This is a genomic window from Pseudomonas sp. NGC7 (genome assembly GCF_047159675.1).
Lineage (GTDB): Bacteria > Pseudomonadota > Gammaproteobacteria > Pseudomonadales > Pseudomonadaceae > Aquipseudomonas > Aquipseudomonas kermanshahensis.
In genome coordinates this window covers 5,785,013-5,797,912 of sequence record NZ_BAAFZY010000001.1, presented here as the reverse complement: position 1 = coordinate 5,797,912, position 12,900 = coordinate 5,785,013, and the positions used below count along the sequence as shown (strand labels likewise).

Below are 12,900 nucleotides of genomic sequence, written 5' to 3'. Positions count from 1 at the left end.
GTCGGAGTCTGTCTGCGGGGGCTTATCGCCAAGTGGTAGTTAGTTACCTGCGGCGGTTGCCGGGTGGGGGCTACTCAGTCGAGGAACGTGGCCTGCGGTCTGGGTTGGCGAATGAGGTGAGTTCGCGGATCAGGCGTGCCTCGCGGGCTTGTTTGCTCCGTTCCAACGCCTCGAATGCTTCGGTAAGCGTGTCGAGGGGCCTGTCCGGAAACTGATCTGGAAGGTCTGCTACCTGAGCTTGGTAGCTTTGCTCGATTTCAGCAAAACGACCGGCGTAGGCCTGGCGCAAATGTTGGACCCACCGAGCGTTGGCGGCCGCAAAATTCAGGAAATCCTCGCCAAGCTCGCCGCGCTGGACCTGCAGCTCGGCATGCGCCAACTCATCGATGCTGGCACTGATCGCGTAACGCAGGGTGTCTTCGGGTTGGCCCAGGTCAAGCGGGGTGTTCAGCTCGCGTCGGTAGGTGAGGCGCACCTCTGCTTCATCCCGGCGGGCAGTCTCGCTTTTGGCGATTTCATCCAGTGCCTGCAGGCGATACAAACGGCGCAGTTCCCGGTAGAGGTTGCCTTCGGTATCTGCCGCATCGAACTGCAAACGCTGGTTGGCGATGTACAGCTCAATATTCTGGAACACCAGCAAGGCGCCGTCGTGGCAGGTCTGGTCGCCGTTTTCCTGCAGCAATGCCTCACTGGCCTGATGGTTGAACAGCACAAGGTCGTCCGGGTTGACCACCGCACTCACCAACACCTTGCGCACCCGTGCGCAGAACGCCACACGGCTTTTGCCATTCTGGTAAGGGGCGGCATTGCGCAGGCGGCCTACCAGCGCCAGAAGGTTCCCGGCATTGCCCGATGCTTGGAGGGCGTCCCAGCAATCTTTCAGGGCTTCGTTTTCGACGTCCGAGGCGAGCAGCCAGTCCTGCAGGTTGGGCGCATCGGCAGCGGGGTCCAGGAAGGGTAAGTGGAAGTGGCCGGCCATCGCGCCTTCTGTCGAGGACTCACTCATGCTGTCCGAGAGGTCGATGCCAAAGGTAAAGCTGTGCTGGCTATCCGAGGACGCGCGAGCGCGCATGACGGCTTCGTCGCTGAGCGGGTTGCTGAACAGCAAGATCGAGCTGATGGGGAAGTTGTTGTCGAGGTTGGCCAGGATGTGCGCAGGCAATTCGGTGAGGCGGTTTTCACTGAGGTCCAGCAGCTCCAGCGGCAGCAGGCTGTCCACCCAGCTTGGCCACTGTTCCAGGCCCATGGCGTTCAGGTCGAGGCGGCGCAGCGTTTGCAGCGCTTCAGGCGCCTGTGTGATCAGCCCCATGCGGTTGCCTGTGAGGTCCAACGAATTAAGCGTGGGCAGGCGACCGAGCGTATTGATCACCTGCTGGTCGATCACCAGGCCAGCGTTGCGCAAGGCAATGTCGGTCAGCCCGGGCAGGCGCAGCAGGGCCGAAGGCAGTGTCTGCTCTGCCTGCTGATAAGCATCGACAGACAGGCGCGTCACCTGCGGGAACTGGCGGAACAGCCCGTCGAGCTGGGCGGTTGAGCCACTTACCCGCTCAAGTGCAAGGTTATGCACCTGTTCGGTGAAAAATGCCGGCAAGAGCCTGGGGAAATGCTCGAGCGCAATGTCGTTCAGGCGCAGGGCTGCCCGCGTCAGCCCGATCTCCTGGTAATGCCAGAACTCGTTCAACGCTGTTGCCACACGGGTCCTGGTGGCCATCACGGCCTGGCTGACCGGCGCGTTGGAGCTGGAGGCGTTCACATAGTCGTCGATGGCGTTGCGTAGCTGCTGGCGACGTTGCAGTTGCAGGGCCAGGCGGGCGCTGAAGGCTTCGCTGCGGTCTACCTCGAAGCGGGAGGCGCGGCCATCTTCGCTCATCATCACGCGCAGCAGGTCGTCCTCGAACAGGTGATTGCCCTGCAATGAGAGCACGGCGTGATCAGTAAGGTTGATTCGGTTGTCCAGCAGGAAGCGTGGCAGCATCGTGATCTGATTATTGCGCAGCCCAATGTGACGTATTTGGGTCACGGCGTTGAACCCAACCCCCTCTGGCCAGTGGTCCAGCGCCAGGTTGTCCAGGCCCAGGTAGTCGAGTGACAGTTCGTTGAAACGCGGGGGGTACTGCTCGGACAAGCGGTTGCCGCTCAGGTCCAGCCGGCGCAGGTGAGTGAGCCCCGCCAGGCTGTCGATGTCGGTCGAGGACAGCGAGAGGTTCTGATGGGTCAGGCTCAGCGATTCGAGCGCGGGCAGGTGCTGGGCAATCACCGGCAGGCTGAACTGAAACGGCGAAGGCAAGGCCCCAGGCCGGTAGGCGCGGCTGATCTCCAGCGACCGCAGGTTTGCGAACTGTCGCAGCAGGCCATTGAGGTGGGGGGCGTGATGGCTCCAGCCGGCGAAATCTTCGGGCGCTGTTTCGATCAATTGCAGGTCAGTGACGTTGGCCGTGAAGAATTCCGGCAGGTTGAGCGGGAAATCGTGCAGCGACAGGCGTTCCAGGCGAAGGGGGGGCGCGATGTCGGTGGGTGTCAGGAATGCGCGCTCGTACCAATGCTGAGCGATTGCATTCAACACCCGTTCTAAATCATCCGGGGCCTGACGAGGCGCCAGCGCCGCTATCCGCCGCCAGTCGTCCAGCCGGCTGTGCAGTTCATCACGTTGTTCCAGCAAGGTGCTGAGCCTTTCTTCGATGTCAGCGCGGGTGAGGGCCCTGTGCTCCAGCGCGGTGAGAATCTGCTCGGCAGGCCGGGGGTTGGGGGCGTGTTGGCCTATCTGTCGGATCGAGCTGAGCAAGGTGTGCCGTGAAATGCTTGCGGCGCGGTGGCGCATGCCGCCAAGGGGATAGCCAAGGCGGCCATCGGCCAAGCGCAGTGGCGAGCGAAAGCCTGGGCGCACGGGTTGCATGCCGAGCACCTTGCGCAGGGCCGAACGTGGCATCGGCGGCACCTGTTGAACCAAGTGCCTGAGGCCTTGCTCGTCGACGATACCCAGTGCTTCGCGTTGAGCGGCAGTCAGCACCTCGAACAGCGCGCCGTACAGGGAATTGTGCGTGACAACCCGTGCATCCGGGTGGTCATTGCCCAGCACGAGATAGCCTGCTCTGGCGCTGACGATCGTGGTGCGGCCTGGCCCGTCCGGCGGCCCGAGACGCGTGAGCTGGATGGGTGAGTGCTGGCGCTGTTCAAGCACGAGGGTGGTATCGGCTGGCCAAGCGGGCAGTTGCCCGAGCGTCTGCACGACCAGTTGATCGGTGTCCCAGTTGCGTAGGCTCTGCAGATACACCCCTTCATACGCACGCGTTAGCCGGACGTTCGCCTGATAAAGGTGGATCTCTTGCCCAATGCGCAGGGGCACTCGCCCGGCCACCAACTGTTGCAGCTCAAGCGGGTTGGCGTTGCGCAACAACTCCTGGGTGATGGTGTCGGGAAGCTGTGGATAAATGTGCTGGATCACACTGGCGCCAGGGGCCTGGGTGGCAGGTAGCTGGCGATAGCGGGCCTCGAACTCGGCACCTGGCAGGCCAGGCTCAGCGTCCGCAGGCAATTGCCCGATCTGCTGGTCCAGGTTGAAGCGGGTCAAGGTATCTTCCAGCAGCGCGGGCAGGCGCTGGCTGTCAGCGACCGACCGGCGCAACACCGCTTCGTCAATACCGCAGGCCTGCAGGATTCGTGTCGCTGTTGCTTCATCGAACGCCGCAGAAAGGTGCCCGGCCCGCCGGAACAGCGCCATGCCTTGCCACGCCAGGGGCCTGTCCAGCTCATGCAGCCAGGCGCCGGCGCCGTTGTGCTGCAAGGCAGGTGTGTAGGCCTGGGGCCTGCGCGGGTGTTCGATCCGGTAGGCATTGCTCGGCGGGGTTTGCTTCACGGCATACAGCTGGCCCTCCAGCATCAGCCAACGCTTGCCGGCATGGCTGTACAGCCCGGTTTCATCCGGCTCAAGGCCCGCTGGCAAGGGCGTATCGTGGGCGAAGGGCGCAAGGTCGGGTTTCCACAACCGAGTGTCGCCATCCGGCAAATCGACTTCTTCGAGTTCCTCGATGTAAGAAGGGGTATCCACTTCGGGGATTTCAAGCACGGGGGCCTCTGGCTTACCTGCCAGCACAGCACCGATCCCTTCCTTCACGACATAGCCCGCCGCCGCCCAGGCAGCCAGGGTAGCGGTGTTTTCCATCACATCGATCAGGTAGCGGTGGGCTTGCTCCCTGTCGTCGTTGCTCCAGCTTTCGATGCCCTCATAGACTTCGTAACCCAGCTGCGCGATGCACACCGCGAGCATCGCTTCGCCAAGGCCGGGGACGAAAAAGCCCGCGATGTTCAGCGTGGTCAGTACCTTCCCGGCGATGGCCTCTCGGTGACGCTTGGCAGACAGTAGGTCGACAGCCCAGGTGGGAACGGCATGGAAGAGGGCGTCCTTTTCATGACGGGCCACCTTTTGTGTCACCAAGGTGCCTAGAAACGAGTACCTGGCCTTGTGCGGTATCGGTTCGAGCGTTGCCTGCGGGTCTGTGACCCGCTCATGCAGGCCGCGGGTGCTCCAGCCCATGGGGGTCAACCGGTCCTGGAGCTTTTGCTGGATCGACGGTTTGTCCCGGGCCGCCAGGCAGTTGTCCAGGTAATGGATGTCCAGTCGGAGCGCGTCGCGCAGCGCGGCTTCCAGTGCGTCGAAAGAGGCGTATTCCTTCAGCGGGGTGTGCGGGTCGTCGGGGTTGTACAGTGCGACCCTGGCGTTTTGTGAGCCACTGTCGGGCTGCAACTGCAGCACTGCCATGCCGACAATTTCGACCTCCCACAATGTCAGCAGGCTGAACGTGAGTGAGCTGCCTGTGTGCGGCAGAGGCGCGTCCAGCGGGGCGGCCAGCGCCGCGTCATAAAAGCCCTGGCTGATATGCCCCTGCAACCAGGCACTGTGCAGGCTTTGCCTGAACGCGGATTGCTCGGCACGGGCGAGTGTTTCGTACACCTGCAGGGCCGCCTCATGGGGCCCTTGGTCGCCGGTTGGGGCCGGGTAGTAAATGTCATAGACCTGCTTGTGATAGCGCCCACCGATGTCCAAGGTACGGCACAGCTCGGCGAACGCGTGTGCGGGAATCGCCACGGTATTGGTCAAGGGCACGGTGCCCATGAAGCGCCGGTGGTCCAGTACCACCGACTTTTTCAGCAAGGCCTGCGGCGCATCCATGCCATCCGCTGCGCACGCGTCAGCATCAAAATTGTGCAATGCCCATTGCAGGAGCGACCGGGTTGCCCGGTCGACGGCTTGTCGGGCATCGATTGCGTGTTCGGTCTGGATCAGCCTGGCATCGACCAGGTAGGTGTTGGACACCTCAACATCCAGGTCGAAGCGTGCCTTGATGGCTTGTGTGAGTTGCTCGCTGGCGAAGGTGTGCAGGTCTGGCAGCGAGGCGAACAGCGCCTGGACCTGCGCCGCGTGGCTGCGGTGCTGGGCATGTTCCTGAGCCAGCGCGCGTGCGATGCCTGGTTGATCCTGCAGCGCTGCTTCAAACCACGGCGGTACCTTGCCCTGCGCGTCGCGTAGCGACTGGTACGCCTCGCTGGAGGCAGCCTTCAGCCATGGCGGGGTGGCGTGGCCTATCCGTGCGGCGTGCAAAGGCGTGTTGCGCGAGGGGGTAGGGGAAGACGGGTTCATACAAGAGCCTCCAAGGTTGGGTGGGCTCGCAAGTATGTTCAGCAGGCCGGGGCCACTGAGGTAGTTATGTGTTTTTGCCAGGCTGACGGGCGCCGCCATCCGTCTTGCGGATGGGATAGGACCAAGGATGGCAACAGGACATGCTCAAAGCGCAATTCAGGTTTATGATGCCCAACGGCAGACTTAATCCTCACACGGAGTGCGCAATGCAGACCCTCTACCCGCAGATCAAACCCTACGCCCGGCACGATCTGGCCGTGGAAGCGCCGCATGTGCTGTATGTCGACGAAAGTGGCTCGCCGGAAGGTTTACCCGTGGTATTCATCCACGGTGGCCCGGGCGCCGGTTGCGACGCGCAGAGCCGTTGTTACTTCGACCCCAACCTGTATCGCATCATCACCTTCGACCAGCGCGGCTGTGGCCGCTCCACGCCCCACGCGAGCCTGGAGAACAACACCACCTGGCACCTGGTCGAAGACCTGGAACGCATTCGCAAGCACCTGGGCATCGACAAGTGGGTGCTGTTTGGCGGCTCGTGGGGGTCGACCCTGGCCCTGGCCTACGCCCAGACCCACCCCGAGCGTGTGCACGGCCTGATCCTGCGCGGCATCTTCCTGTGCCGCCCGCAGGAAATCGAATGGTTCTACCAGGAAGGCGCCAGCCGCCTGTTCCCCGACTACTGGCAGGACTACATTGCGCCGATCCCGCCAGAAGAGCGCGGCGACCTGGTCAAGGCCTTCCACAAGCGCCTGACCGGCAACGACCAGATCGCCCAGATGCACGCCGCCAAGGCCTGGTCCACCTGGGAAGGTCGTACGGCCACGCTGCGCCCCAACCCGTTGGTGGTCGACCGCTTCTCCGAGCCGCAGCGGGCGCTGTCGATTGCCCGCATCGAATGCCACTATTTCATGAACAATGCGTTCCTCAAGCCGGACCAGCTGATCCGCGACATGCCCAAGATCGCCCACCTGCCGGCGGTGATCGTGCATGGCCGCTACGACGTGATCTGCCCGCTGGACAACGCCTGGGCCCTGCACCAGGCCTGGCCCAACAGTGAGCTGAAAGTCATTCGCGATGCTGGCCATGCGGCCTCAGAGCCCGGCATCACCGATGCCCTGGTGCGCGCCGCCGACCAGATGGCCCGGCGCTTGCTCGACCTGCCCCTGGAAGAAGCATGAAGGGGCTGTTGCAACGCGTGCGTGGCGCGCGGGTAGAGGTGGCCGGCGAGATCGTCGGCGCCGTCGACCAAGGCCTGCTGGTGCTGGTGGCCGTCGAACCTGAAGATACCCGGGAACATGCCGATAAGCTGTTGCACAAGCTGCTTAACTATCGCGTGTTCAGCGACGAACAGGGCAAGATGAACCTGTCGCTCAAGGATGTTGGGGGCGGTTTGCTGCTGGTGTCGCAATTCACCTTGGCGGCGGACACGCGCAGCGGCATGCGGCCGGGCTTCTCGACGGCGGCACCGCCTGCCCTCGGTGCCGAGTTGTTCGACTATCTTTTAGCGCAAGCGAAGGGCCAGCACGCCGAGGTGGCGAGTGGGCGCTTCGGTGCGGACATGCAGGTGCACCTGGTCAATGATGGCCCCGTAACATTTATGTTACAAATATGAGGTCAAAAACCCCTTGTTTGTAGGAGAACAAGGGGTTTTGTACGATAAATAGTTAGTCCAGCCTGATGCGTTGTCACGCGACCTGCTGGATAATCGCGCGCTGCATGGACCTGCGTTCGCAGGTTCGTTTCACTCTGACTCGAGCATTGTCTGGATCCGTTTGGGGAATCATTACGCCCTCACGGGGTCCGAACAGTGCTCGCCAACCCGGCATTAGTCGCTGGCCGTTGGTTTCATGATCTGTTTTCGGCGAGGGTTGCTCGTGATTGTTAGTCCCCATAAAGCATCAAGAATCCCCGGCATTCGGCTACGTAAGGCCCTGATGGCCAGTGTGGCACTGGTCGGCCTGATGAACGCGGGCCAGCTGTGGGCATTCAATCTTGACGATGTTGCAGCCAAGGCAAAGGATCTGGCCGGCCAGAAGTACGAAGCACCGAAGAGCAATCTGCCTGCGGTGTTCCGCGACATGAAGTTCGCCGACTACCAGAAGATTCACTTCCTGCAGGAAAAGGCCGAGTGGGCCAAGGACAAGACCCCCTTCAAGCTCTCGTTCTACCACCAGGGCATGCACTTCGACACCCCGGTGAAAATCAACGAAGTCACCGCTACCAAGGTCGAAGAAATCAAGTACGACCCGAGCCGCTTCGAGTTCGGTGACGTGCCGCACGACCCGGAAACCACCAAGAACCTAGGCTATGCCGGTTTCCGCGTGCTTTACCCGATCAACAAGGCCGACAAGCAGGACGAGATCATGACCCTGCTTGGCGCCAGCTATTTCCGCGTGGTCGGCAAGGGCCATGTGTACGGCCTGTCGGCTCGTGGCCTGGCCATCGACACCGCGCTGCCGTCGGGCGAGGAGTTCCCGCGGTTCACCGAGTTCTGGGTCGAGAAGCCGAAGGCTACCGACAAGCACCTGGTGATCTACGCCCTGCTGGACTCGCCGCGCTCCACCGGTGCCTACAAGCTGACCCTGCGTCCGGGCAGCGACACCGTGGTCGACGTCAAGTCGCGGGTCTACTTGCGTGACCACGTCAGCCGCCTGGGCATCGCGCCACTCACCAGCATGTACCTGTTCGGCCCTAACCAGCCTTCCCGGGTCATGAACTACCGCCCGGCCTTGCACGACTCCGAAGGCCTGTCGATCCATGCCGGCAACGGCGAGTGGCTGTGGCGCCCGCTGAACAACCCGAAACACCTGGCCGTGAGCAACTTCAGCGTCGAGAACCCGCGTGGTTTCGGCCTGATGCAGCGTCATCGCGACTTCAAGGACTATGAAGACCTTGATGACAACTACCAGAAGCGCCCAAGCGCCTGGATCGAGCCAAAAGGTGACTGGGGCAAGGGCACCGTCGACCTGGTCGAGATCCCGACTGCCGACGAAACCAACGACAACATCGTGGCCTTCTGGAGCCCAGAGACCCTGCCGGAGCCAGGCAAGCCGTTCGAGTACGACTACCGCCTGCACTGGACCATCCAGGAAGCCCAGTTCCAGGCCCAGGACTTGGCCTCGGTCACTCAGACAATGCGTTCCACGGGCGACGTCAAACAGTCCAACCTGATCCGTCAGCCTGACGGCAGCGTGGCGTTCATCGTCGACTTCGCCGGTGCCAACCTGGCTGCCCTGCCGGAAGACGCCGCGGTACGTAGCCAGGTCAGCGTTGGCGATAACGCCGAGGTGGTCGAGAACAACCTGCGCTATAACCCAGAAAGCAAAGGCTGGCGCCTGACCCTGCGGTTGAAGGTCAAGGAAGCCAACAAATCGACGGAAATGCGCGCTGCGCTGGTGCGCGACGTGCCTGTCGAGCCTGCCAAGCCTGCTGCCAAGGACGCCAAGCAGGACAAGGCCGCTGCCAAGCATGCCAAGGCCGACAAAGACGCCAAGGCCGAACAACCTGCCGCCGATGCGGCGTCCACCAACGGTACCCCGGCCACCACCGAAAAAGTGCTGACCGAGACCTGGACCTATCAGTTGCCTGCCGATGAGTAACTCAAGCGCAAGGCCGGTATCGCTTGGCGAATACCTGGCCCACCTCCCACTGAGCGATGAGCAGCGCGCGGAACTCGCCAGCTGTACCTCGTTCAGTGAGCTGCACCAACGCCTGGCGGCCAACCCGGCCGCCAACGCCGCCGAGGCCGTGCAGGCTTCGGTGGGCCCGCGGTTGACCGTGGGCAGCGCCGCCGAACTCGAAGACGCCGAAATGCTCGGCGTCGACGGCAGCGGCCGGCTGTGCCTGAAAATCGCACCGCCGATCAAGCGCACCCGTGTCGTGCCCGAGCCTTGGCGCACCAACGTGCTGATCCGCATGTGGCGCCGCTTGACCGGGCGCACCAACGCGCCGCAGCCAGAGCAGCGTGAGCTGCCCAAGGCCCGCTGGCGCACGGTCGGCTCGATCCGCCGTTATATCCTGCTGACCCTGATGATCGGCCAGACCATCGTTGCCGGCTGGTACATGAAGGGCATCCTGCCGTACCAGGGCTGGTCGTTCGTCGACCTCGACGAGGTGGTCAACCAGCCGCTGTGGGATACCGTCGTGCAGGTTTGGCCGTATGCCTTGCAGACGTCCATCCTGATTCTGTTCGGCATCCTGTTCTGCTGGGTGTCGGCGGGCTTCTGGACCGCGTTGATGGGCTTCCTCGAGCTGCTCACCGGTCGCGACAAGTACCGCATTTCCGGCAGCAGTGCCGGCAATGAGCCGATCGCGCCCGAGGCACGCACCGCGCTGGTCATGCCGATTTGCAACGAAGATGTGCCGCGCGTGTTCGCCGGCCTGCGGGCAACGTTCGAGTCGGTGGCCGCCAGCGGCAACCTCGACCGTTTCGACTTCTTCGTGCTCAGCGACACCAACGACACCGACATCGCCGTGGCCGAGCAACAGGCCTGGCTGGACGTGTGCCGCGAGACCAAAGGCTTTGGCCGCATCTTCTACCGCCGCCGTCGGCGCCGGGTGAAGCGCAAGAGCGGCAACCTCGACGACTTCTGCCGTCGCTGGGGTGGCGAGTACAAGTACATGGTCGTGCTCGACGCCGACAGCGTCATGAGCGGCGAGTGCCTGAGCAGCCTGGTGCGCCTGATGGAGGCCAACCCGGACGCCGGCATCATTCAGACCGCGCCCAAGGCGTCGGGCATGGATACCCTGTATGCGCGCATGCAGCAGTTCGCCACCCGCGTGTATGGCCCGCTGTTCACCGCCGGCCTGCACTTCTGGCAGCTGGGCGAGTCGCACTACTGGGGCCACAACGCGATTATCCGCATGAAGCCGTTCATCGAGCACTGCGCCTTGGCGCCGTTGCCGGGTAAGGGTGCGTTCGCCGGTGCGATCCTCTCCCACGACTTCGTCGAAGCCGCGCTGATGCGGCGTGCCGGCTGGGGCGTGTGGATTGCCTACGACCTGCCGGGCAGTTACGAAGAGCTGCCGCCGAACCTGCTCGACGAGCTCAAGCGCGACCGCCGCTGGTGCCACGGCAACCTGATGAACTTCCGCCTGTTCCTGGTCAAGGGTATGCACCCGGTGCACCGTGCGGTGTTCCTCACCGGCGTGATGTCGTACCTGTCGGCGCCGTTGTGGTTCTTCTTCCTGGTGCTGTCGACGGCGCTGCTGGCGACCAACACCTTGATGGAGCCGCAGTACTTCATCGAGCCGTACCAGCTTTATCCGCTGTGGCCACAATGGCACCCGGAGAAGGCCGTCGCGCTGTTCTCCACCACCATCGTGCTGCTGTTCCTGCCCAAGCTGCTCAGCATCATCCTGATTTGGGCCAAGGGTGCGGTCGAGTTTGGCGGGCGCATCAAGGTCACCCTGTCGATGCTGATGGAGATGCTGTTCTCCATGCTGTTGGCGCCGGTGCGCATGATCTTCCACACCCGCTTCGTGCTGGCCGCGTTCCTCGGCTGGGCCGCGACCTGGAACTCGCCGCAGCGTGACGACGACTCCACGCCGTGGAGCGAAGCCGTGCGCCGCCATGGCCCACAAACCCTGCTGGGCTTTGCCTGGGCAGCGCTGGTGGCCTGGCTGAACCCGAGCTTCCTGTGGTGGCTGGCGCCGATCGTGGGTTCGCTGGTGCTGTCGATCCCGGTGTCGGTGATTTCCAGCCGTACCCGCCTGGGCCTGGCGGCCAAGGACGAGAAGCTGTTCCTGATCCCTGAGGAATACGCCACGCCGCAAGAGCTGCTGGCAACCGACCAGTACACCCACGAAAACCGCTGGCATGCCCTGCATGACGGCTTCGTGCGGGCAGTGGTCGACCCACGGCAGAACGCCCTGGCCTGCGCCATGGCGACGGCTCGCCATGGCCAGGCAGCGCCGATCGAAGCGCTGCGTGCCGAGCGTGTGGCCAAGGCGCTGGAAGTGGGGCCGCAAGGGCTCGACCTCAGCACCCGCCTGGCCTTGCTCAGCGACCCGGTTGCCTTGTCGCGCCTGCATGAGCAGGTCTGGGCCGGGCAGAACGCGGCGTGGATCGATGTGTGGCGTGCGTCGATCGAAAACGACCCGCACTCGCCGTTGTTGCCGTTGCATCCAGAGAATGAAGGCCAACCGGCACTCGTCGGCGCCTGATAGACCCCGGGGCCGCTTTGCGGCCCATTCGCGACACAAGGCCGCTCCTACAGGATATGCATGCCTCTGTAGGAGCGGCCTTGTGCCGCGAAACGAGGGCGCAGCCCTCGCCAGCAATAGCCCCCTCTATTCGATTTTGGCCAACAAAGTCCCCCCCAGCTCTAGGTCCCCGGGCCGCCATGCGTTAGCATCCCTCTCCGATAGAACGCTTCGGCCGTACGGCCGTGCCAACAATAAGATTTGCTTCTTTTCTTGCTAGGGGACTTGGTGATGATCAAGAAATACCTTTCGCGACTGCTGGTCGGTGTCACCGCCCTGGTCGCGGTCTCGGCAGCCCAGGCTGGCGCCATCGAAGACGCGGTCAAGCGCGGCACCCTGAAAGTGGGCATGGACCCTACCTACATGCCGTTCCAGATGACCAACAAGCGTGGCGAGATCATCGGCTTCGAAGTCGATATCCTCAAGGCCATGGCCAAGTCCATGGGCGTCAAGCTGGAGACGGTCTCCACCGCCTATGATGGCATCATCCCAGCCCTGCTGACCGACAAGTTCGACATGATCGGCAGCGGCATGACCCTGACCCAGGAACGTAACCTGCGCCTGAACTTCAGCGAACCCTTCATCGTGGTTGGCCAGACCCTGCTGATCCGCAAGGAGCTGGCAGGCGAGATCAAGACCTACAAAGACCTGAACAACGAGAAGTACCGCATCACCTCCAAGCTCGGCACCACCGGCGAGATGGTTTCCAAGAAGCTGATCGGCAAAGCCAAGTACCACGGCTATGACAACGAGCAGGAAGCGGTGATGGACGTGGTCAACGGCAAGGCCGATGCCTTCGTCTACGATGCCCCGTACAACGTGGTGGCGGTGGAAAAGGCCGGCGCTGGCAAGCTGCTGTTCCTCGAAGAACCCTTCACCTACGAGCCACTGGCGTTCGGCCTGAAGAAGGGCGACTACGACAGCATCAACTTCATCAACAACTTCCTGCACCAGATCAAGCATGACGGGACCTACGATCGTATCCACGACAAGTGGTTCAAGAACAAGGACTGGCTGAAGGAAATGGAATAAGGCCCAGGCCACAAGCCCAGCCTTTGACC

General features: G+C 62.9%; 6 protein-coding genes. 5 read left to right on the top strand and 1 reads right to left on the bottom strand.

The genetic code is table 11. The features are described from left to right. Positions 1-70: 70 nt before the first annotated feature. Positions 71-5,635 carry a dermonecrotic toxin domain-containing protein gene (locus tag ACMCNM_RS25905; RefSeq protein ID WP_412765666.1) on the bottom strand — a complete coding sequence of 1,855 codons (5,565 nt, stop codon included), beginning with the start codon at positions 5,633-5,635 and terminating at the stop codon, positions 71-73. Between the two features lie 206 nt (positions 5,636-5,841). Between ACMCNM_RS25905 and pip the strand changes: the two genes are divergently transcribed. The 5 genes from pip (at position 5,842) to ACMCNM_RS25880 (ending at position 12,871) form a co-directional block, all read left to right on the top strand. Next, on the top strand, positions 5,842-6,813 hold the full coding sequence (gene pip / locus ACMCNM_RS25900; RefSeq protein WP_099455566.1) for a prolyl aminopeptidase: 972 nt from the start codon (positions 5,842-5,844) through the stop codon (positions 6,811-6,813). Then, entirely contained in the window at positions 6,810-7,247 is a 438-nt protein-coding gene (gene dtd / locus ACMCNM_RS25895; RefSeq protein WP_186677192.1) for a D-aminoacyl-tRNA deacylase, read from the top strand. The genes pip and dtd overlap by 4 nt, the downstream gene beginning before the upstream one ends. Positions 7,248-7,509: 262 nt before the next feature. Next, positions 7,510-9,234 carry a glucan biosynthesis protein G gene (locus ACMCNM_RS25890; protein WP_346010837.1) on the top strand — a complete coding sequence of 575 codons (1,725 nt, stop codon included), beginning with the start codon at positions 7,510-7,512 and terminating at the stop codon, positions 9,232-9,234. After that, complete coding sequence (mdoH, locus tag ACMCNM_RS25885; RefSeq protein ID WP_412765665.1) at positions 9,227-11,800, top strand: glucans biosynthesis glucosyltransferase MdoH; 2,574 nt, start codon at positions 9,227-9,229, stop codon at positions 11,798-11,800. The genes ACMCNM_RS25890 and mdoH overlap by 8 nt, the downstream gene beginning before the upstream one ends. Positions 11,801-12,073: 273 nt before the next feature. Then, the gene (locus tag ACMCNM_RS25880; protein WP_099455914.1) at positions 12,074-12,871 is read left to right on the top strand and encodes a transporter substrate-binding domain-containing protein; all 798 of its coding nucleotides are present in this window, start codon (positions 12,074-12,076) and stop codon (positions 12,869-12,871) included. Positions 12,872-12,900 lie beyond the last annotated feature (29 nt).